Here is a 20,497-nt window from a genome sequence, read left to right on the forward strand (position 1 = left end):
ACCTCCCTCCCTTCCACGGTACGTCACTCCTGTCAGCGATCGGCAACTGCGTCCGGGCTGAGGTCCAGGCGTCGCAGCAGTTGAGCATTGAGGGCCACGACGATGGTGGACAGCGACATCAGAATGGCGCCGACAGACATCGGCAGCACAAACCCGACGGGGGCGAGCACCCCGGCGGCCAGGGGGACGGAGATGAGGTTGTACCCGGCGGCCCACCACAGGTTCTGCTTCATCTTGCGGTAGCTGGCGCGAGACAACTCGATCACCGACAGCACGGAGCGGGGATCGTCACTGGCAAGAATGACACCGGCGGACGCTATCGCCACATCAGTGCCCGCACCGATGGCGATACCGACGTCGGCTTGCGCGAGAGCCGGTGCATCGTTGACCCCGTCACCGACCATGGCGACCTTGCGGCCTTCGCTTTGAAGCTCCTTGACCTTGGACGCCTTGTCCTCCGGCCGGACCCCGGCGAAGAACCGGTCGATACCGAGGTCGGCGGCGACGGAGGCGGCGACCGCTTCGGCGTCTCCGGTGATCATGACGACCTGTACACCCCGCTGATGTAGCGCGTCGACGGCCGCGCGGGATTCGGGACGGATCTCGTCCGCCAGGCGCAATGCCCCTGCGACCTGCCCGTCGACGAGAACGTGCAGGATGATCGCGCCCTCCTTGCGCCACTCATCCGCGACCGGCAGCTCGGCCGCGCCCTCCTGCTTCAGCATGTACGGGCCGCCGACCTGGACGGTGCGACCGGTCACCCGCGCACGGACACCGACGGCCGGTGAGGACTGAAAGTCGACGGCAGCGGGAACGGTGAACTGCTTCTCCTGCGCGGCGTTCACGATCGCCCGAGCCAGAGGGTGTTCCGAGTCTGCTTCGGCGGCGGCGGCCCACGTGAGCAGCTCGTCTGCATCGATACCAGCGGCCGGGTCGATCGCGGTGACGGCGGGGGTGCCCTTGGTGAGGGTGCCGGTCTTGTCGAACAGGACCGTGTCGACGGTGCGCATGCTCTCCAGCGCGAGGCGGTCTTTCACGAGCACACCGCCGCGGGCGGCGCGCTCGGTCGCGATGGACACCACCAGCGGGATGGCAAGGCCCAGGGCATGCGGGCAGGCGATGACGAGGACGGTGATGGTGCGGATCACGGCTTGGTCGGGGAGCCCGACCAAGGTCCAGACCGTGGCTGTGATCGCGGCCGCCCCGAGAGCGAACCAGAACAGCCACCCGGCGGCACGGTCCGCGAGGCGTTGCGCGTGAGAGGAGGAGTTCTGCGCTTCGGTGACGAGTTTCTGGATGCCGGCCAGCGCGGTGTCCTCCCCGACCGCAGTGATTTCGACCCTCACCCCGGAGTCGGTGGCGACGGTGCCTGCGATGACCTGGTCGCCGTCGCTGCGGCGAACCGGGCGGGATTCGCCAGTGATCATCGACTCGTCCATGCTGGCCGACCCCTGCACGATCCGACCATCCGCGGGGACCCGCCCGCCGGGGCGGACAACGACGACGTCACCAACTTGCAGATCGGCGGGGGCGACGGTGACAGTGCTGTCGCCCTCGACCTTTTCGGCCTCGTCGGGTAGGAGCGCGGCGAGGGAGTCCAGGGCGGAGGTGGTCTGGGCGAGGGAACGCATCTCGATCCAATGCCCGAGGAGCATGATGACGATCAGCAGCGCCAGCTCCCACCAGAAGTCCAGCTCGTGGTGCAGCAGCCCTATGCTGGCCCCCCACGAGGCGAGGAATGCGACGGTGATCGCGAGGGCGATGAGGAGCATCATGCCGGGCTTGCGGGCACGGAGCTCGCTGACGGCACCGGTGAGGAACGGGGCACCACCCCACACATACATGACGGTGCCGAGGATGGGGGACACCCATTCCACCCATGCGGCGTCGGGCAGCGGGTATCCAATCAGCATCGAGAACATCGTGGAGAACCCCACGACCGGCACAGCGAGAATCAGCATGATCCAGAACAGGCGCCGGAACCGGGCAACGTGATCGCCGTGTCCGGCGTGCCCGCCGTGGTCGGCGTGGCCGTGTCCGGACTGTCCGGCGGCGGGTGCCCGCTCGTCTTCGCTCTGCGGGTGACTCATCGCCGCGTGGTCGTGTTCGGCGGTGGCCGCCGGGGCGTGGTGGTTGTGGTGGTCGTGCTGGCTCATCGGAGCCTCCTTCTCTGGGTGCGCCGGTGCGGCGGCACGTTCAGGCCGGTTGGGGCACGGGAACAAGGGTCGCACGGGCGGGTGCCGGGTCGGGTCGGAACCGGCGCAGCCGAAGGCTGTTGGTCACCACGAACACCGATGACAACGCCATCGCCGCCGCAGCGACGAGAGGATTGAGCAGGCCGGCCATGGCTATCGGAATGGCGGCGACGTTGTACGCGAACGCCCAGAACAGGTTTCCCTTGATGGTGCCGAGAGTGCGGCGGGCGAGGCGGATCGCGTCCACGACGACGGTCAGGTCGCCGGAGACGATGGTGATGTCGCTGGCTGCGATCGCGGCGTCCGTGCCTCCACCCATGGCCAGGCCGAGGTCGGCGGCGGCGAGGGCGGCGGCGTCGTTGACGCCGTCACCGACCATCGCGACAACGTGCCCGTCGTCCTGGAGCTGGCGGATCACGTCGAGCTTTCCGGCGGGAGTGACCTCGGCGTGCACGTCGGAGATACCTACCTCGGCGGCGATCCGCGCGGCGGTGGTGGCGTTGTCGCCGGTCAGCAGCACCGGGCGCAACCCGAGCGCCTGGAAGCGGGTGATCGCGGCGGCGCTGGTCGGCTTCACGGTGTCGGCCACCCCGATTGCGCCGAGGTACTCTCCGTCGCGACCGACCGCGATTGCGGTACCACTCTGCGCGAGAGCGCGCAGCTCAGCGGCGGCTTCGACCGGCGGGTGGATGCCCCACTGATCGGCCAGCCAGGACGCTCGGCCGGCGACGATCGCCGCCCCGTCCACGATGCCCTGGACGCCGAACCCGGCGTGCGACGCGAAGCTGTCCGCGTAACCGCTCGCGGGTGCAGCAGTGACGACGGCGCGGGCGACCGGATGCTCAGATCCCGACTCGACCGCCCCAGCAACGCGCAGCAGTTCGTCCGGGGTGACGTCGTGGGCGGGGCGAATGTCGGTGACGGTCATCTGACCGGTGGTGACGGTGCCGGTCTTGTCCAGCACGATCGTGTCGATCGTGCGGGTCTGCTCCAGCACCTGCGGTCCGCGGATCAGAATTCCCAGCTGGGAACCGCGGCCGGTCCCGACCAGCAACGCGGTGGGGGTGGCGAGCCCGAGCGCGCACGGGCAGGCGATGATCAGGGTGGCAACGGCCGCGGTGAAGGCCAGCTCGAGCGAGGCGCCGGCGATTGTCCAGCCGAGGAACGCGGCCACGGCCAGTCCGATGACGATGGGGACGAAGACGGCAGAGACGCGGTCAGCGATGCGCTGCACCTTGGCCTTGCCGGTCTGGGCTTCCTCCATCAGCCGGCGCATGCGGGCAAGCTCTGTGTCCACGCCGACCCGGGTGATTTCGACGATGAGGCGACCGCCGACGTTCACCGTGGCGCCGACCACACGGGAACCGGGGGTGACCTCGACGGGCACTGATTCTCCGGTGAGCATGCTGGCGTCGATCGCGGAGGAACCATCGATCACCAGACCGTCAGAGGGAATCTTCTCCCCCGGTCGAACCAGTACGGTGTCTCCGACCGCGAGCTGCGCGACCGGCACTGTCCGTTCGACGCCGTCGACGAGTTTTGTGGCGTGCTTCGCGCCCATCTCCAGCAGCGCCCGCAGCGCCTCCGACGATGATTTTTTCGCGCGCGCTTCGGCGTACCGTCCGGCGAGGATGAATACGGTGACCAGCGCCGCGACTTCCAGGTAGATCTCGTGGCCGCCCGCCTGCGGGGCGCCGACGAGGGTAAAGGTCATCGTCATCCCGGGCATGCCTGCCCCGCCGAAGAACAGTGCGTACAGGGACCACCCGAACGCGGCGATCACGCCGACGCTGATGAGGGTGTCCATGGTCGCCGCGCCGTGACGGGCGTTGACCGCCGCGGCCCGGTGGAACGGCCACGCCCCCCATACCGCGACCGGCGCGGTGAGCGTGAGGGCCAGCCACTGCCAGTACTCGAACTGCAACGCGGGGACCATCGACAGCACCGCCACCGGCAACGACAGTGCGGTACTGATCAGCAGGCGCCGCCGCAGCGTCCCGACCTCGCCGTCCTCTCGGTCCGGGGTGTTCTCATCGATGTCATCGCTCGTCGGCGGTGCGGGAAGGGCTGCCTGGTATCCGGCGGATTCGACGGCGGCGATGAGGGTGGCGGGGTCGACGTCGTGCCCGCGAACACGCGCTTTTTCGGTGGCGTAATTCACCGACGCTTCCACACCGGGAAGCTTGTTCAGCTTGCGTTCGATCCGGGTCGCGCACGACGCGCACGTCATCCCGGAGATATCGAGCTCGACGTCGACCGTGCTCATGCGGGGCTACCTGCCACGGTGTAGCCGGCCTCCTCGACCGCGGCTTTCACGGCGTCAGAGTCGATCGGCGCGGCGCTGTGAATGGTGACCCGTGACATACCGCCGGCGTTCAGGTCCACCGTGACGTTCTCCACACCGTCGATCGCGGTCAGCTCCTCCGTGACGCTCGCCACGCAATGCGAGCACGTCATACCGGCCACGAAGACGTCTTCAGTGACCGCAGTTGAGGTCGCTGCGGGAGCCTCGGTGGACGCAGATGTGGCGCAGCAGGCGCAGCCAGCGTTGGTGTCTTTCAGACCGAGGTCGATGCGGTCAGTCATGATGTGCTCCTTCAAGCGGATTCGGTGTGATCAAGAACGGACGAGTCGGGCGATGGCGTCGTTGGCCTCACGGATCTTCTCCGCAGCTACCTGGCCACCTTCGGCGCTCGCTTCCGCGACGCAGTGGCTCAGGTGGTCGCCCAGCAGGGACAGCGCCACTGTTTCCAGGGCCTTCGTCGCGGCAGACACCTGCGTGAGGATGTCGATGCAGTACTTGTCTTCGTCGATCATCCGGGCGATCGCGCGCACCTGACCCTCGACCCGACGCAGTCGCTTCTGCAGGTCGTCTTTGTTGCCGTCGTATCCGTTCACAGATATACCATACCCCCCTAGGGTATTGATAGCAACAGGACGGGGTAATCACCTCGCACCCGGCGTACAGCGTTCTGTTTATTCAGCGTTCTCTGTATTTTCGGTGTCATGTCCACCGCGACCGCTACCGCCACCGTGACGCACACTGCTGCACTTGCCCGCCTGGGCCACGCACTCTCTGACCCGACGCGCGCGGGCGTCCTCCTGGCGCTGCGCGAAGCACCCGCCTACCCCTCGGACCTGGCCGACGCCCTTGCCGTCTCTCGTCAGGTCATGTCGAACCAGCTCGCGTGCCTGCGCGGCTGTGGCCTCGTCGAGGCTGTGCCCGATGGTCGACGGACCTGGTATCGACTCGCCGACGCACACCTGGCCCCCGCCCTCGACGAGCTGCTGCGCGTCGTCCTCTACGTCGAGCCCGGCTGCTGCGCCGGAGAGAGCTGCACCTGCGCATGACCACCACCGCTTCCCGCATCGCTGACGACCGCCGACAGGTGCTGCAACGCCGCATCCGGTGGATTGTCACGGCGACGATCGCCTACAACCTGATCGAGGCCGTGGTCGCGATCGCCGCCGGCACGGTGGCAACCTCGGCCGCGCTGATCGGGTTCGGTCTGGACTCGACGATCGAGGTTCTGTCGGCGGCCGCGGTCGCCTGGCAGTTCACCCGTCGCGACCCCGAGCGGTGGGAGAAAGGCACGCTCCGCGTGATCGCAGTCGCGTTCTTCGCCCTCGCCGCGTACGTGACGGTCACGTCCGTCCTCGCACTCGTCGGCCAGGTCGACGTCGAGCACTCCACACTCGGCATCGTCATCACCGCCCTCAGCGTCGTCATCATGCCGTTCCTCTCCCTCGCGGAGCGTCGAGCCGGCCGCGAACTGGGATCGGCCACGGCCGTCGCAGACTCAAAGCAGACCCTCATCTGCACCTACCTCTCCGCAGCCGTACTGGTGGGCCTTGTCGTCAATAGCTTGTTCGGTTGGTGGTGGGCCGACGCGATCGCCGGCCTCGTCATCGCCGCGTTCGCGATCCGCGAGGGCATCGAGGCATGGCGCGGCGACGCCTGCGCCACCTCAGTCGGGATGCTCTTGGAAGACGAGCACGACCATGACGACGAAGACGACGACGCACACCACCACTAGGCCGCGGTGCATCGCGAATCACACCGGACGTCCGCTCTTGCGGCATGACGGTGGCGGTCAGTGGTGACCCTGGTGGAGTTCTCGGACTTGGGGGCCTGTGGGCGTGTGATGACAGTCGTTGAAGCGAGGCTACGCGAGAGCTGCTTGACGAGATCCGCCTACGTCGTCCGATGCGGACTTCATCTCTAGGTGCAGTCCGCGGCCGACCTCTCCGGGTTGTTGATCACGAGGTTTTCCTCGGCTGCTGCGGGCATTACGCGTGGGTGACGGAGGTCGACTCCTCCTCCTGGATGTGAGCTGTTTCGATTTGGAAGGTGGAATGAAGCACGGAGACCTCGAAGTGGTCGGCGACACATTCCTTCACTTCCTCCAGCACGTTTGCGGCGTGGCCGTCGGAGAAGCACTGGTCTTCAACCACCACGTGAGCGCTGATAGTGGGCAACCCAGTCGCAACAGTCGAAGCGTGGAGGTCATGGACGTCTTTGACGTGCTCGAGCTTGAGAATGTGCGCACGAACTTGGTCGAGGTCCAACCCGGGAGGCGTGAATTCCATGAGGACGCTGGTGGTCTCCCGCAGGAGTTTGAAGGCCCGCGGCACGATGAGCGCGGCGATCAGCAAGCCAGCGATCGCGTCAGCCTGCATGAAGCCTGTGGTTGCGATCACGATCGCTGCCACGATGACACCCAGCGATCCGAGAGCATCGTTCAGGACTTCGAGGAACGCAGCGCGCATGTTGAAGTTCGCCCCGCGAGCTGAGGACAGAAGGACTATTGCGACGATGTTGGCTGTGAGGCCGATGATGCCGAACACCAGGAGCTCGGTTCCCGGCACCTCGGGCGGTTCGAACAAGCGGCGAATGCCCTCGATGGCGGTGTAGGCGCCGACGAGGAGGAGCAGGGTCGCTTGTCCCATCGCGGCGATGACCTCGATGCGACGGAAGCCCCAGGTGCGTTTGGCGTTGGCCGGGCGCAACATGAGGGTTGCAGCGATCAGGGCGACTAGGAGGCCAGAAGCGTCCGTTATGGCATGTGCAGTGTCGGTGAGTAGCGCGAGGCTACCAGTGACAATGGATCCGATTGCTTGGGCGGCGACAATGGTCGCGGTTAGACCCAAAGCGATCCAGAGCCTCTTTCGGTGGTCGCGCGGCTCGCCCGCGGCGCCTGGCGGGGAGCCGTGATTGTGCCCTGCGCCCATTAGCGGATCTCCGTTCTCTCGGTGCGAGCAAGGTGGGGCTCACGAAGGTGGGTTTGCAGCTGGGCGTGGGTTCCGGTGGCGCTAAGGAGCGATTGAGCCGCGTTGATGAGGGCGGCGGTTGCGTTGGGGTCGGTCAGGGAGTACCACGAGGAGCGACCCTCCGGCCGGACCGTAATCAGACGACACTCGAGCAGGAAGCTCAGGTGTTTACTCACGGTGGATTGCGCGAGACCAATGTGTTCGACCAGATCTCGCACGCGATGTTCGCCGGAAGCGAGGTGCTGCAACACGGCCAGTCGAGTCGGGTCGCCGAGGGCATCGAACAGATGCGCATAGACCTCGGTGGCGCTCCTATCGAGTGCGGTGACCTGCAGCGGTTCCATCGCCATAAGACGATGATATCGTCGATAATGGATCCGTCAACATTCGTCCGGGTTAGGAGCGAAGTTCTCACCCACCGTCGCGGGCGTCGCTCGCGGCAAGCTTCTGGAGGCGGGCGTTATACGCCTCCAGCTCTGCCTCGCCGGTGCGGTCGGCGTGTCGGTCCCGGCGTTTGGTTTCGCGGTCGTCGCTGCGGCTCCACTGGATCGCCACAGTGATCGCGAGGATGAGGGTGGGAATCTCGCCAATCGACCAGGCAATACCACCACCGGCGTACTGGTCTTCTAGCGGTGTCGCGCCCCAGGTTCGACCCATGGCGCCGAACCACTCGGGGATCATGAGGCCTTCCTGCATCATGATCGCAATGCCGAAGAAGGCGTGCATCGCCATGATGCCGACGAGCAGCAGCAGCCTCCCCGGGTACGGCAGGCGGTACGGCACCGGATCAACGCCGATGAGCGAGAGTACGAACAGGTAGCCGGTAATGAGGAAGTGCGTGATCATCCACTGGTGTCCGAGGTGGTCGTAGAGCGACCACCGGAACAGGTCGGTGTAGTAGAAAACCCACAGTGACCCGATGAACAGCCCGGCCGCGACGAACGGGTTGGTCAGTATCCGGGCGACCGGGGAATGCACGGCCCACAGGATCCATTCCCGTCCCCCACGGGTACCGTCCTCGCGCTTGCGGATCGCCCGGGCCGCGAGCGTGACCGGGGCGCCGGCGACTAGGAGGACGGGGATTGCCATGGTGAGCAGCATGTGCCCCACCATGTGCATGCTGAACAGGTAGTCCTGGTAGACGTTGACGACACCGCCGGTCACCCACACCAACAGGACCATCCCCAAGACCCACATGATCGTGCGGTATGCGGGCCACGTGTCGCCACGGCGGCGTAGGCGCCACACACCGCCGAGGTAAAAGAAGACCGCGAATGCGGCCACGACGGCCCACAGCAGGTCGATGTTCCACGCGGTGAACCATCGGTCAATGGTGAGCTCGGGGGGCAGCGGTGCGCCGGTGAGGCGTTCCGCAGGGGACGGGGTTTCGGGAAGCGGTGTCGGGTTCGGTGGGGGTGTGCGTGCCAGCGCGGCGGCTGCGCCGCTGGCCAGGCCCATGACCGCCAGCTCGAAGAAGACGAGCATCCAAAAAGACCGGCCGATGCGGTCGGAATCCCGCATCGTGCCGATCAGGCGGGCGCGATACCAGGCCCCCAAGAAGCCCAGCGCGATCAGCGCCAGCACCTTCACGGCGAGGATCGTTCCGTACGGGGAGAGCAACGCCGTCCAGTCCTGCAGGCCGTTTGCGGCACGCACCGTGCCGGACACGGCAACGAGCATGAACGCGGCCAGCGCGATGCTTGAGTAGCGGGCGACGACGTCAGCGAGGCGGTCCCGCGACAGAAGTGGTCGAACGACGACGAGCAGCAAGAGTCCGCCGACCCATACGGCGGCGCCGATGATATGCAGGATGAGCGCCATCATCGCCTCGTGGTGGAACGCGTCGTCGCCGGAGTGCCCTTGCGTACCCATCGGCACCAGGGCGGCAACGGCGGCGGCTGTCACGAAAAGCGTGGCCGGCCAGGACCGGACCGCGAAGGTCAGGACCGTGAGCATCGCACCCGCGACGGTGGTGATGAGCCAGGTGCGACCGACCTCGGTCTCGACGAGGAACCGGCCGAGCTGCTGCCCGAATACCGGCCCCGCGTCCAGCGCCGGGTTGAGCACGCTAACGAAGGTGAAGAATCCCGTCGCCCCGGCGGCCACGGTGAACACCGCCGCGGAGATCGAGGCGGTATCCAGGGCGACGTCGAACTCCCGCTCACCCGCTCGCAGGGTAAAGAGCGCCGTCACGAGCACGCCGACCATGCCCGCCGCGGCCAGGTTCAGGATCAGCTTCGCGGTCGGGAGGCCCCACCGCACGATGGGGCCAGCGTCGCCGAGTTGCAGGCCTGCTGCGCCCCCACCGAACGCCAGGCCCGCGACAAGGGCGACAAGCGCGGTTACAACGAGGATTGCGGGACCCACCGTGCGGAGGATGCGCGGAGTGAGTAGCGGACCGGTTACGCCCTGCGCGGAAGGGGGACGGGTAGCGGTAGGGGGCATTGGTGGGCTTTCCGTGAGCGCGGTGTGGGGGTCAACTGAGACCGGAGTAGGCGTGGAGACCCTTGAAGAACATGTTGACGATCGTGAAGTTGAATAGCACCGTGACGAAACCGATGATGCATAGCCAGGCGGAGCGGGTGCCGCGCCACCCTCTGGTCGCGCGGGCGTGGATGTACCCGGCGTAGAGCACCCAGATCACGAAGGTCCACACTTCCTTGGTGTCGAATCCCCAATAGCGTCCCCAGGAGTCGTTGGCCCAGATCGCGCCGGCGATCAGGGTGAAAGTCCAGAACACGAACCCGACGATCACGAACCGGTACGCGAGGGCTTCGAGCGCGTCCGCGGTAGGCAGCGTCGCCAGGAACCGCGGGCCGCCGGCACGAGCCGAGGTTGTGTCGGCGCGCCGTTCCCGACGTGTTTGCATGAGCTGGGTGACCGCGAGCCCGCAGGCGATCGCGAACAGGGCGGTGGCGAGCGAGGCGACGAAGACGTGGATGACCAGCCAGACACTCTTGAGCGGGTCCATCAGCGGAACGACCTCGACGTAGAACGTGATGGTCGCCCCGCCCAGTAGCAGCACGATCATGCCGATCAGGAACGAGCCCAGGAAGCGGAGGTCGTAGCGGCGCAGCACCAGCAGGTATACGGCGACGATCAGGACGGTGCCGGTCAGCGCAAACTCGTACATGTTCGCCCACGGCACCCGCCCGGCCGCGATCCCGCGCAGGATGGTCCCGGCCAGGTGGAACAGGAACGCAAGGACAGTCAGCGACGTCCCGATCCGCGCCCACAGCAGCCGTTGACGCTGCGCGGGCGGCGTGCGAACACTGTCCACCGACGCTCTCTGGGCGTTTTCCGTTTGCTGGCCCGCCCGGGCGGTGGCGCCGGCCAGGGCAGGCTCCCGCTGCGGGACGCTGCCGGGGACGGAGCGCACGGCCAGGTCGATCGTGTACGCGATGAACGCGAGCAAGTAGGTGGCGATCGCCGTCCACACCAACAGCAGTGAGATGCCGTCCAGGGAGAGCGCGTCAGTTCCGGTCATGGCAGGGTCGTCCTCTTCGTCGTTTCGGTCAGGGGGTGCCCGCGAGCGGGGTGGCGCGGTAGATCCGTGCGGCACATGGGTCAGCCCGCGTTCGCTTCCAGCCAAGCCAGCGAGTCCACGGCGGTTCCGTCGAGGTAGACCTCGAAGTGCAGATGGTTCGCGGTGGAACGTCCCGTGCTGCCGACGAGTCCGACCAGCTGCCCGGCCGTGACGGTCTGCCCGGCAGCGACCTGCCGGCTACCGGTCTGCATGTGCGGGTACACCGTGCTCACCTGTTGCCCGTTCAGCACGGATTCCACCACGACGGCGACCCCGTATCCGCCGTAGCTGTCCTGTGAGATCCGCACGACGCCGTCGACGGACGCGTAGACGGGGGTTCCGCCGGCAGCGACCATGTCGGTGCCCATATGCGCGCCGCCTCGAGCACCGAAGCGGTCGGTCACGGTGAACGGACCGCCCACCGGCCACCGCACGGCTCCGCTGCCTTGCGGCACGATGCTGTAGTCGAAGGGCACCGAGGCGACCTGTGCGGAGGCCCGCGCACGCTCTGCGGCTGCTTCTGCCGCCTTCTTCTGGTCGATCTCCGCCTGGGTGGTGGCCGAGTAGCTCTCCCGTGTGAGCTGCGTCCCGGCCGCGTCGGAGGCGACGATCAAGGATTGCACGTCCTCGGACGCGACTTGCTGCAGTGTCGGGATCTCGAGGTCCGCCGGCTTCCAGGCGGCATACGCGGGGAGAGCGAAGGTCGCGATCAGGCCGGTGACCACCATCAGGACCGCCAGGGAGCGCACTGGACGCAGCGCGACTACCCGACCACGGGCGGACCTCTCTGCGGGCGGGCGCCGTGGCGGGCGGGTGATGATGCTGGTGGCTGGTGGCGTGGCGGAGCGGCGGAGGCTGCGGCGCGTGGGGGGCGTCTGGGGCTGGTCGCCGCCGCCTGGTGGGGTGGTCTGGTCAGTCATGATGTCCTGGTTCGTTTCGGGTCAGATGGACACGCCGCAGTCGGCGAGGAAGGTGATGGGGTTGACCGGGGAGCCGTTCACGTAGGCCTCGAAGTGCAGGTTGCATCCGAACGCGTTGCCGGTGTTGCCTTCGCTGCCGATCAGGTCGCCGGCGTTCACGCGTTGGCCGTATCCGACGTAGAAGCCGCCGGGGCGGATGTGGGCGTATCCGGTGCCGATCCCGCCGCCGTGGTCGATCTTGATGTAGTTGCCGTAGCCGGCGTAGACGACGGTGCCCGCCGCGGCGGCGTAGATCCCCGCGCCGCACCCGCCGCTGAGGTCGACGCCGTAGTGGTAGCTGGTCGAGCAGTACCCGTTGCCGCACTGGGAGCTGCGCGGCCCGAACCCCGAGGTGCGGTGCCCGGATGTCGGTCGCGCCCACCCGGAGCTGACCACACCCCCGCCGCCGCCCGAGGCGGCGAGTCGTTCCGCTTCGGCGCGCTCCGCCGCTCGCCGCTGCTCCTCGGCGAGGCGAGCAGCCTCCACCCCGGCCTGATAGTCGGCGATAGTCTTCGCGGTGGTGTCCTCGAGGGCGGCGAGCTGGGCCTGAAGTTCGCCGAGGTAGAGGGTCTGCGCGTCCAGCGCGGCCTGCGCGGCATCGGCGGCCTGCTGCGACTCGAGCATCTTCTGCTCGGCGACCTGCTGTAGCCGGTCGCGCTCATCCCGGGCCACCACCGCCTGATCGGTCAGGCTCTGCGCGGCATCGCGGGCGGTCAGCGCCGCAGCGTAGACGGCCTGGTTGCGTTCCAGCAGCTTGTCCATCACGCCCAGCCGGGACAGGAGATCGTCCGCGGTCGCGGCCGACCCCGAGAAGAACAGCTCGAGGGAGGTGGTGTCGCCCCCGTCGCGGCACAGCTGCGCGGCGATGCGGCCGGCCTTGTTCGCCGCATCGGGCGCGTTCTGCGCCTCCACGTCGGCTTGGGACTGCAACGTGTCGGCGCGAATGGATGCGTCGAAGTACTCCTGCTGGGCGGTGTAGAACGCACCAGCGGCCTGCTCGGCGGCGGTGCGGGTGCGCGCCACGTCACCGGTCAGGCTTTGGATGAGGCCCTGGATCCGCTGCACCTCAGCAGCTTTGGTCGCCTCGTTCGTTTTCGCGGCCTGCACCTCCTCCCAGGACGGATAGGTCGCCGCGAACGCTGCCGGCAGCAGCGGACCGGCGACCAGCACGGCGACCACACTCGCCGTCCCCGCGGTCAGCAGAGTGCGCCGGCTCACACCAGCCCGGAATGCGCGGCTCTCCGCGGGCGTGGGCGCGCACCCGCACTCCTCCGCCGTCAGGGCACCAGGAAGGGTGAGAACGCTGCCCGTCGCCAGCGTTCGCAGCGACCCGGCAAGTCGACCTCCGGCAGGCCTCACCCGTGGCGTGTTCATGGCTGACTCCCCGGGCCAGTCGGACGATCTGCGCCGTCCGCACGCGTGCGAGCGCGGTGGAAGAATCCCGCCGCCATGAAAGCACCGGCGGCGGCGAGGACGACAAGAGCGGTGAGCCAGGGCCCGAGGATCACCGCCGGGGTGAGTCCGGTGCGCAACGGGACAGTGCTGATCGACGCGCCAGCGGTGTCGACACCGATGCTGTCGACGGTGGCGCCGTCCGGGGCGATGACCTGGCTAGTGCCGACTGTGGAGACGTTGACGACCGCGCGGCCGGTTTCGATGGCGCGCATCCGGGCGAACGCGAGCTGTTGCAGGTTCTCGTCGGTGCCACGGAAGTCAGCGTTGTTGGTCTGGAAGACGTACACCTCCGCGCCCGCACGTGCGCCATCCCAGATCACGGTGTCGTAGATCACGTCGAAGCAGATCGCCAGCCCCACCCCGACATCTCCGACCTGCACGATCGGCGGGTTGGTGCCGGGGGTGTATTCGCGTTGGATCAGTCCCACCAGGTCGGGGACGATCAGCTCGTAGAACCACCGGTCGGGCACGTACTCCCCGAACGGGACCGGGTTGACCTTGTCGTGCCACTGCCGGCCCGTGGGATCCGCAGTCCACAGCAGGGACGTGTTGAAGACATCGTCGCCGCGGGTGGTGGCGGCGTTCATCAGTAGCGGGGCCTCGGCCGAGCGCACGACCCGGTCCAACGCCTCGGCGGCGGCGGGATCACTGAGCGGGTCGGCGTCGACGCCGCCCTCGGGCCAGGCCAGCAGATCCATCGGCTGCCCGTACAGCGGCACAGTGGCGGCGGTCTGCGCGGCCAGCACGTCGCCGGGCACCTTGTCGTCGAAGTACCCGGTGGGGCCGTTGCCCTGCACCCATCCCACGCGGAACTCCCCGGCCGACGCGGTGGGGAACTGCGGTGTCACGACCAGGAGAACAGCGACGCTCACGGCGGGGTGCAGCCCGAGCATGAACCGGATGCCGCCGGCGCGGATCCACTGCACCACAGAGGCGCACACCATGACGATCAGCAGGGACAGGCCCGTCACGCCCGTCCACGACGCGGCCTCCGCGAGCGGCCCGCCCACCTGGGTCATTCCGAGCCGCGCCCACGGGAACCCGGAGTACGGCCACGCACCCATCACCACCTCACGGGCCGTCCACAGAGCCGCGATCAGCGGCGGTACCACGAGCAGCTTCACGAGGCCGCGGGCCGGATAGCGGGCGGTCCACCGGTAGGCGAGCGCGATCGGCACCGCGCCCGCGCCGAAGAGGACCGCTTCCAGCCCGGCGAGGGCAAGCCACGGCACCGGGCCGAGGAACTCCCCCACCCACACCAGATGAGTCGTGTAAAACACAGCGCCGAAGACAGTGCCGACCAGCAACGCCCCGCCGAAGCTGCGACCGATCAGTGCCACCAGCGCGACAGTGACACTCACGAACGTCAAGGGCCACCACCCCACCGGTGCGGAGGCGAGATCCAGCAGGAGGCCGGCTGCCGCGGATGCCAGCACCGCCGCCCACACCGGCAGCGACCATGCCGCAACGGTGCGGCGCGGCGTCTCCTGCTCCTGCGCGGCGGCGGAGGCGGGTGTCGGCAGAGTGGCACGCATGGGTCAGGTGTCTTTCTGGTGGAGGCGGGTGAGGTAGTCGTTGTAGGCGTCGAGCTCGGGATCTCCGTGGGCGTCGGCGCGGCGGTCGGCGGCGACGGCCTGGGCGGTGTCGTCACGGAACCAGCGGTGCATCACGTAGATGAGCATCAGCAGGGTGGGAGCCTCGCCGTACGACCAGGCCAGCCCACCGGCCAGACGCTGGTCTTCGATCGGGTCGATGCCCAGCGCGCTCGTCGGGCCGGCGAACCCGTCGATGAGGGTGGTGGTGGCCATCATCAGGAAGACGCCGAAGAAGGCGTGCAGGGCGGCTTCGGCGAACACGTCCAGGGCGCGGCCGCCGTGGCTCATCCGCACCGGCAGCGGGTCAGAGGACAGGATCGGGATGGTGAACAGCATCCCAGCGACCAGGAACCCGACCTCGAGAAGGGTATGCCCGGTGACGGTGGACAGGATCGGGTCGGCGAAGTTCGCCAGGTACAGACCATAGAACGCGGCCAGGTAGAGGGGCACCGCCAGCCACGGGCTGAGCAACCACCGCGCGGTGCGACTGCGCAGCCCAGCATGCGCGGCACGCAGCACCAGGAGACCCGGGCCGTGGTGCGGGGTGGCACGCAACAGCAGGGTGCCGGGAGAGCCGAGGACCAGCAGCGGCGGGATCGCCATCATCAGGGTGAGCTGCTGGAACATGAACACCGAGAACAAGGCGTACCCGTAGTTCTCCACCGCCAGCCCGGTTACCGCGGCAAGGGCGACGCAGCCGAGCAGGAAGCTGACCGTCCGCCACACCGGCCAGCCGCGGCTGCGCACCCACATGCGGATCGCGCCAGCAAGATAGACGACCGCGAGGAGTCCCGCGAGAATCGGCAGTACCGGAGCCGGAAGCGGGGCCGGCGTGAGAAACCCGCCCAGGGTCGGCGGGGCATCCGGGATCCACACGGTCGTCACAGCGTGTCCTTCGCCGGCTGGTCTACGCCAAGGGTCTGCGCGTGGCGGGCCGCAAGCTCGTCGACCGCGCGCGGCAAAGCGGGGTCCTCGCCTCGGGCCAGTCCCGCGTACTCGACGCGCACACCATCCGGGGTGGTGCGGGCTTTCACCCAGAGCCGCCGGCGGGGCACGAACAGTCCGGCGAACAAGCCGAGGGTGGCGAGCACGGAGAACCCGAGCACCCAGGCGCTGCTGGGATCGCGTTGGATCTGCAGCGACGCGAACCGCTTCACCGGCTCCTCCGCCGTGACTTCCTCCCAGGTGATGGTGCCCCACCCGTTCGGCAAGTCGACAGTGGCGCCGGGGGTGAGCTCAAGGGAGTCGGCGGCGGTGTCGCCACCGGTGTGCTGGGTAAGCCCGTCGACCTCGAGGGTATACACCGATCGGGGGGTGCCGTCGTCGATGCCGAGATCCCCGCTGAACACGTTGAGAGTGATCACCGGGTTGATCACGTCCGGATAAACGGAGGTGAACGCGCCGGAGGGCAACACCCCCTGGGTGGGGTAGAAGAACCCGACCAGCCCGACCTGCTCAGGCAACCCGTCCGGGACCTTGATGATCCCCAGCGACGTCATGTTCGAGTCCTGCGGCAGGAACGGCTGCGACTCGCTGTACACGACCTCGCCAGCGGCGTCGCGAATGGTGAGGGTGGGGGCGTACCCATTGCCGAGTAAGTAGATGCGGTCGCCTCCGACGGTGATCGGGTAGTTCACGATCACGCTCTGCGCCCGGTCGTCCTGCCCGGGCTGGCGGATGGTGACGTCGGCGGAGAAGTCGCCGGCCTGGCCGGCGCCGGGCGTGCCGGGCAGGCGATAGGAGACCTGGAAGTCATCGAGGGTGAGCGAGTAGGGGGCAAGCCCGGTGCCGTCGACGAACCGGCCGGGGTTGAACGAGGAGTAGTCGCTGAGGGCGTTCACGAACGTGGTGCCCTCCACCACCACCCGCTGCCCCGTGTACGCAAACGACCCCCCGATCGCCACGGAGACGAGCACGCCCACGAGGGCGACGTGGAAGATCAGGTTGCCGGTCTCGCGCAGGTAGCCGCGCTCGGCCGACACCGACGCCGCGCCGCGGGCGTCGTAGCGCTCCACCCGGTATCCGGCTCTCCGCAGCTGCGCTGCCGCGACGTCGATCGCGTGGGAGGCCGGGTCGGTCTGCCCCTCCCCTATCGGCAAGGTCAACTCCCGATACTCCGACAGCCGCGATAGGCGTGCCGGGGTGCGCGGCGGGCGAGAGCGCAGCGCCTTGTAGTGGTGCTTGGCGCGCGGGATCACGCAACCGATCAGGGAGGTGAACAGCAGCAGATAGATCGCGGAGAACCACGGCGACAGGTACACGTCGAACAGGCCCACCGCATCCGCCAGCGGGAACACGTCGGGGTTGTTTCGCTCCCACTGGGTGACGCCGTTGGGGTCGGCGCTGCGCTGCGGGAACAGCGATCCAGGCACGGCGGCGATGGCGAGAAACAGCAGCAGCACCAGCGCGGTGCGCATGCTGGTCAGCTGCCGCCACGCCCACCGCAGCCAGCCCGTGATGCCCAGCGCCGGCTGGGTGATCTCGGTCGCGGATTCGCTGTCGGCGTGGTCGCCGGGGCGCAGCGGGTCGGCGGTGACGTCGGTGCCGGTGTCAGAGCGGGAGGGGGACATTGATCACCACCTGTTGCAGCTGCGACATCAGCGCCGTCCACAGCCCCGTCACCATCAGCAGGCCGAGGGCGATGAGCATGGCCCCGCCGATGATGTTCAGCGCGCGAATGTGTCTCCGCAGGAACGCCACCGATCGGGACGCCCACCCCCACCCGGCCGCGAGGATCAGGAACGGGATGCCTAAGCCCAGCGAATACGCCAGACCGAGCAGGCCTGCGCGGGCGGGGTCGCCGAGGTTCCACGACATCGAGATGATCGCCGCGAGCGTCGGGCCGATGCACGGCGTCCAGCCGACACCGAGCGCGAACCCCAGAAGCGGCGCCCCGATCAACCCCGCCCTGCCCTGCGCGCGGGGCCGGAAGGTGCGCTGCGCGATCCCGAAGAACCCAAGGAACACCAGCCCCAGGGCGATGATGACGACCCCGAACACACGAGTGAGGATGCCCGCGTACTGCAGCAGCAGGAACCCGAAGGCGCCGCCGAGGATCGTGACGGCGACGAACACCACCGTGAACCCGGCGATGAACAAGCCCACGCCCAGCAGCAGCCGGGCACGCTCCGCCCTCACGATGCCTCTACCGTTCACCGCGGGGGCCACGGATGTCGTGGTGGTGCTGCCGAGGTAGCCGAGGTAACCGGGCACCAGCGGCAGCACGCACGGGGACACGAACGAGACCAGGCCGGCGAGGATCGCGACCGGGACAGCGACCCACAGGGCGCCGTCGACGACCATCTGTCCCGGGTTCACGAGGCGTCCTCGGCGAGCGTGTCCGCGACCAGGGTGGACAGGATCGACGCACCGGCCAGCTGCCCGATGATCCGCGCCGCGACCCGCCCCTCCTGGTCGATGACGAGGGTCGTCGGGGTGGCCTGGATCGGGGTTGCCTGCGCGAACGCGAGCTTCACCCGTCCGTCGTTCACGTCGATCACGCTCGGGTAGGTGACGTTGTTGTCACGGGCGAACGACTGAGCGGTGGCGGGCTGGTCGTAGGTGTTCACCCCAAGGAACGCGACACCCCGATCCTGGTAGTCCTGCCAGACCTCCTCGAGCATGGGCGCTTCGACGATGCACGGCCCGCACGCCGCATACCAGAAGTTCACCACCAACACCTTGCCTCGGTAGTCGTCACTGGACACCGTCTCGCCGGTCTCGGTGACGCCCTCGAACACCACCGGCGCGCCGCGGTCCCCCGCTGGGATCTCGACGACCTGGAAGTCGCCGGCGATGTAGCCTTTCTCGTTTCCGTTCCGGTACTGCTGCGCGAGCGAGTCGCTGGACGTGCACCCGGCCAGCAGCAGCGCCGCGACCAGCGTCACGGCGGCAACGACTCGGCGGCGGATCATGCGCGCTTGACCTTGATCAGGGCACCGGCGACCAGGAACACGACCGCCGCGACTGGCTGCGCGGCCGTCCACACCGGGCCGGTGAACGGGAACGGAAACACCGGGTTCCAGATCACCGCGATCACGACGAACACCGGCACCCACCCCCACTGCCGCGCCTGGACCGCGAACCACCCCACGATGACCGCGAGGATCGCCGCGACGAACAGCACCACCGTGAACCAGTCCCCACCCATCAGCACCGGCGCGAGGAACAACACCGCCGCCGCGAGCAGCCCCGGCGCGAACGCGTTGCGCTGATACACGGACGGGGTCCGCTGCTTCGCCATCATGACCCGCTCACCGCCGATCCCGCCGCCGGCGACGATCCACCGGCCACCCCGGCATCCGCTGTGTTCGTGCGGGTGCGCCGGTGTCGGATCCAGATGTTCAGGCCGAGCACGATCACGCCAGCGCCGAGGGCGACATCGGCGAGGTTTCCGATGAACAGGGTTCCGTAGGCGAGGAAGTCGGTGACGTGCCCGACCCCGAAGCCCGGCGGGGAGAACAGCCGGTCGATCACGTTTCCGACCGCGCCGCCCAGGATCAGCCCGATCCCCACCGCCCACCATCCCGTCCGTGCCCGCGCCGCGGCGACGATCAGCAGTATCACGGCGCCGACGCCGAGGAGAGTGAGTAGCCCTGTGAACCCGGAGCCAAGAGAGAGGATTGCGCCCGGGTTGAACGCGAGCTGCAGCCCGAGCAGATCTCCCAGCAGCGGGATGCGCTCGTCCTGGCTCAATCCGCTGAGTGCGGCCGCTTTCGTCGCCTGGTCAACCAGGACCACCACGCCAGCGGCCAGACAGGCGATCGCGAATCGTTGGGACTGCTCACGACTCATCGGCAGGCTCATCCTTCCCTGTGGCGGTGTTCTTGCCGGACTCGGCGGCGACTTCCCGGTCGCGGCGTCGGCGCTCTCGGGCCACCATGAGCACGATGATCAGGCCACCACCGAGCACGACCACAACGCCCAGAACGGCGAGCCCGGGGAAGATCTCCCCTCCCCCGGAGGGGCCGTTGTGAACATCGCCAGCGGGAGTGGCCGTGGCCGTGGCCGTGGGAGAAGGTCTGGGCGTCGGTTCCTCGGTGACGTCGGGGGTGGGGGTACTGGGGGGCACCGCCACGGCTTCGACGGTGTACTGGTACTCGTTGCTGATCGGGTGCCCGTCGCTGGAGACGACCCGCCACCGCACCGTGAACACTCCAACCTGGCCCGGCTGGACAGCCTGGGTGACGGTTGTTCCGTCGACGGTCGGGTCTCCGGTGGCGATGTTCTGCCCGTCCGCAGCGATGACCTCAACGATCACTGCGCTGAAGTCGGCGAAGATCTCGCCGCTGAACGTCAATGAGATCTGCTCCGGGACCTCACTGACCGTGCCCCCGGCTTCTGGGGAGGACGAGACGATCTGATCATGCGCCGCCGCGGGCGGTGCGGCAGCGAACAGCCCACCGACGGCGATCAGCACCCCCGTTACAGCGGAGAGCAACCGGAGCCGCCGACGATTGCCAGACATGCGCGGCGTGCGCAAGGATGCACGAGAGG

The 20,497-nt window shown here is 68.1% G+C and carries 20 protein-coding genes; 2 read left to right on the forward strand and 18 right to left on the reverse strand.

The annotated features are described in order from the left end of the window. Positions 1-32: 32 nt before the first annotated feature. The 4 genes from EI169_RS14420 to EI169_RS14435 all read right to left on the reverse strand — a co-directional run bounded on the left by EI169_RS14420 (position 33) and on the right by EI169_RS14435 (position 5,093). Complete coding sequence (locus EI169_RS14420; protein ID WP_240640743.1) at positions 33-2,090, reverse strand: heavy metal translocating P-type ATPase; 2,058 nt, start codon at positions 2,088-2,090, stop codon at positions 33-35. 106 nt (positions 2,091-2,196) lie between these two features. Beyond that, entirely contained in the window at positions 2,197-4,461 is a 2,265-nt protein-coding gene (locus EI169_RS14425) for a heavy metal translocating P-type ATPase (protein ID WP_125132949.1), read from the reverse strand. Beyond that, positions 4,458-4,781 (reverse strand): cation transporter, encoded by a 324-nt coding sequence (locus EI169_RS14430; RefSeq protein ID WP_125132950.1) that lies wholly within the window; start codon positions 4,779-4,781, stop codon positions 4,458-4,460. Before EI169_RS14430 ends, EI169_RS14425 begins: the two co-directional genes overlap by 4 nt. Positions 4,782-4,811: 30 nt before the next feature. Then, complete coding sequence (locus EI169_RS14435) at positions 4,812-5,093, reverse strand: metal-sensitive transcriptional regulator (protein WP_125132951.1); 282 nt, start codon at positions 5,091-5,093, stop codon at positions 4,812-4,814. Positions 5,094-5,201: 108 nt separating this feature from the next. Between EI169_RS14435 and EI169_RS14440 the strand changes: the two genes are divergently transcribed. Together EI169_RS14440 and EI169_RS14445 are read left to right on the forward strand one after the other, a co-directional pair. Beyond that, a complete protein-coding gene (locus tag EI169_RS14440) occupies positions 5,202-5,546 on the forward strand; it encodes a metalloregulator ArsR/SmtB family transcription factor (RefSeq protein ID WP_125132952.1) in 345 nt (114 codons plus the stop codon). Then, positions 5,543-6,232, forward strand: a complete 690-nt coding sequence (locus tag EI169_RS14445; protein WP_125132953.1) for a cation transporter — start codon at positions 5,543-5,545, stop codon at positions 6,230-6,232. The genes EI169_RS14440 and EI169_RS14445 overlap by 4 nt, the downstream gene beginning before the upstream one ends. Positions 6,233-6,485: 253 nt before the next feature. Here the strand turns inward: EI169_RS14445 and EI169_RS14450 are convergent, their stop codons facing one another. From EI169_RS14450 to EI169_RS14515, 14 genes are all read right to left on the reverse strand, one after another. After that, a complete protein-coding gene (locus EI169_RS14450; protein WP_125132954.1) occupies positions 6,486-7,427 on the reverse strand; it encodes a cation diffusion facilitator family transporter in 942 nt (313 codons plus the stop codon). Further along, the gene (locus tag EI169_RS14455; RefSeq protein ID WP_125132955.1) at positions 7,427-7,816 is read right to left on the reverse strand and encodes a metalloregulator ArsR/SmtB family transcription factor; all 390 of its coding nucleotides are present in this window, start codon (positions 7,814-7,816) and stop codon (positions 7,427-7,429) included. The genes EI169_RS14450 and EI169_RS14455 overlap by 1 nt, the downstream gene beginning before the upstream one ends. A gap of 61 nt (positions 7,817-7,877) precedes the next feature. Continuing rightward, positions 7,878-9,911, reverse strand: coding sequence for a bifunctional copper resistance protein CopD/cytochrome c oxidase assembly protein (locus tag EI169_RS14460; RefSeq protein ID WP_125132956.1), 2,034 nt, complete (start codon positions 9,909-9,911; stop codon positions 7,878-7,880). Between the two features lie 31 nt (positions 9,912-9,942). After that, positions 9,943-10,953: a c-type cytochrome biogenesis protein CcsB gene (gene ccsB / locus EI169_RS14465; RefSeq protein ID WP_125132957.1), complete on the reverse strand. Its 1,011-nt coding sequence runs from the start codon at positions 10,951-10,953 to the stop codon at positions 9,943-9,945. Positions 10,954-11,033: 80 nt separating this feature from the next. Then, positions 11,034-11,912: a M23 family metallopeptidase gene (locus EI169_RS14470; RefSeq protein ID WP_240640382.1), complete on the reverse strand. Its 879-nt coding sequence runs from the start codon at positions 11,910-11,912 to the stop codon at positions 11,034-11,036. Positions 11,913-11,933: 21 nt separating this feature from the next. Beyond that, positions 11,934-13,325 (reverse strand): M23 family metallopeptidase, encoded by a 1,392-nt coding sequence (locus tag EI169_RS14475; RefSeq protein WP_125132028.1) that lies wholly within the window; start codon positions 13,323-13,325, stop codon positions 11,934-11,936. Next, positions 13,322-14,941 (reverse strand): apolipoprotein N-acyltransferase, encoded by a 1,620-nt coding sequence (lnt, locus tag EI169_RS14480; RefSeq protein WP_125132027.1) that lies wholly within the window; start codon positions 14,939-14,941, stop codon positions 13,322-13,324. The genes EI169_RS14475 and lnt overlap by 4 nt, the downstream gene beginning before the upstream one ends. Positions 14,942-14,944: 3 nt before the next feature. Beyond that, the gene (locus EI169_RS14485) at positions 14,945-15,886 is read right to left on the reverse strand and encodes a cytochrome c oxidase assembly protein (protein ID WP_125132026.1); all 942 of its coding nucleotides are present in this window, start codon (positions 15,884-15,886) and stop codon (positions 14,945-14,947) included. Further along, entirely contained in the window at positions 15,883-17,571 is a 1,689-nt protein-coding gene (locus EI169_RS14490; RefSeq protein WP_125132025.1) for a cytochrome c biogenesis protein ResB, read from the reverse strand. The genes EI169_RS14485 and EI169_RS14490 overlap by 4 nt, the downstream gene beginning before the upstream one ends. Next, positions 17,552-18,319, reverse strand: coding sequence for a cytochrome c biogenesis CcdA family protein (locus tag EI169_RS14495; protein ID WP_125132024.1), 768 nt, complete (start codon positions 18,317-18,319; stop codon positions 17,552-17,554). The genes EI169_RS14490 and EI169_RS14495 overlap by 20 nt, the downstream gene beginning before the upstream one ends. Next, positions 18,316-18,915: a TlpA disulfide reductase family protein gene (locus EI169_RS14500; protein ID WP_125132023.1), complete on the reverse strand. Its 600-nt coding sequence runs from the start codon at positions 18,913-18,915 to the stop codon at positions 18,316-18,318. Before EI169_RS14500 ends, EI169_RS14495 begins: the two co-directional genes overlap by 4 nt. Continuing rightward, a complete protein-coding gene (locus EI169_RS14505; RefSeq protein ID WP_125132958.1) occupies positions 18,912-19,247 on the reverse strand; it encodes a DUF6804 family protein in 336 nt (111 codons plus the stop codon). The genes EI169_RS14500 and EI169_RS14505 overlap by 4 nt, the downstream gene beginning before the upstream one ends. After that, the gene (locus EI169_RS14510) at positions 19,244-19,795 is read right to left on the reverse strand and encodes a signal peptidase II (protein ID WP_125132959.1); all 552 of its coding nucleotides are present in this window, start codon (positions 19,793-19,795) and stop codon (positions 19,244-19,246) included. Before EI169_RS14510 ends, EI169_RS14505 begins: the two co-directional genes overlap by 4 nt. Further along, a complete protein-coding gene (locus EI169_RS14515) occupies positions 19,785-20,420 on the reverse strand; it encodes a copper resistance CopC family protein (protein WP_164515512.1) in 636 nt (211 codons plus the stop codon). Before EI169_RS14515 ends, EI169_RS14510 begins: the two co-directional genes overlap by 11 nt. Between the last annotated feature and the right edge of the window lie 77 nt (positions 20,421-20,497).

Source organism: Microbacterium sp. 10M-3C3 (assembly GCF_003931875.1).
In the GTDB taxonomy this organism is placed as follows: domain Bacteria; phylum Actinomycetota; class Actinomycetes; order Actinomycetales; family Microbacteriaceae; genus Microbacterium.

Bases quoted from the DNA above. Each gene is read 5' to 3' on its own strand.
- EI169_RS14455 (WP_125132955.1), bottom strand. From the start codon at position 7,816: ATGGCGATGGAACCGCTGCAGGTCACCGCACTCGATAGGAGCGCCACC.
- ccsB (WP_125132957.1), bottom strand. From the start codon at position 10,953: ATGACCGGAACTGACGCGCTCTCCCTGGACGGCATCTCACTGCTGTTG.
- EI169_RS14450 (WP_125132954.1), bottom strand. From the start codon at position 7,427: ATGGGCGCAGGGCACAATCACGGCTCCCCGCCAGGCGCCGCGGGCGAG.
- EI169_RS14460 (WP_125132956.1), bottom strand. From the start codon at position 9,911: ATGCCCCCTACCGCTACCCGTCCCCCTTCCGCGCAGGGCGTAACCGGT.
- lnt (WP_125132027.1), bottom strand. From the start codon at position 14,941: ATGCGTGCCACTCTGCCGACACCCGCCTCCGCCGCCGCGCAGGAGCAG.
- EI169_RS14430 (WP_125132950.1), bottom strand. From the start codon at position 4,781: ATGACTGACCGCATCGACCTCGGTCTGAAAGACACCAACGCTGGCTGC.
- EI169_RS14440 (WP_125132952.1), top strand. From the start codon at position 5,202: ATGTCCACCGCGACCGCTACCGCCACCGTGACGCACACTGCTGCACTT.
- EI169_RS14445 (WP_125132953.1), top strand. From the start codon at position 5,543: ATGACCACCACCGCTTCCCGCATCGCTGACGACCGCCGACAGGTGCTG.
- EI169_RS14505 (WP_125132958.1), bottom strand. From the start codon at position 19,247: ATGATGGCGAAGCAGCGGACCCCGTCCGTGTATCAGCGCAACGCGTTC.
- EI169_RS14510 (WP_125132959.1), bottom strand. From the start codon at position 19,795: ATGAGTCGTGAGCAGTCCCAACGATTCGCGATCGCCTGTCTGGCCGCT.
- EI169_RS14425 (WP_125132949.1), bottom strand. From the start codon at position 4,461: ATGAGCACGGTCGACGTCGAGCTCGATATCTCCGGGATGACGTGCGCG.
- EI169_RS14420 (WP_240640743.1), bottom strand. From the start codon at position 2,090: ATGAGTCACCCGCAGAGCGAAGACGAGCGGGCACCCGCCGCCGGACAG.
- EI169_RS14470 (WP_240640382.1), bottom strand. From the start codon at position 11,912: ATGACTGACCAGACCACCCCACCAGGCGGCGGCGACCAGCCCCAGACG.
- EI169_RS14490 (WP_125132025.1), bottom strand. From the start codon at position 17,571: ATGTCCCCCTCCCGCTCTGACACCGGCACCGACGTCACCGCCGACCCG.
- EI169_RS14500 (WP_125132023.1), bottom strand. From the start codon at position 18,915: ATGATCCGCCGCCGAGTCGTTGCCGCCGTGACGCTGGTCGCGGCGCTG.
- EI169_RS14475 (WP_125132028.1), bottom strand. From the start codon at position 13,325: ATGAACACGCCACGGGTGAGGCCTGCCGGAGGTCGACTTGCCGGGTCG.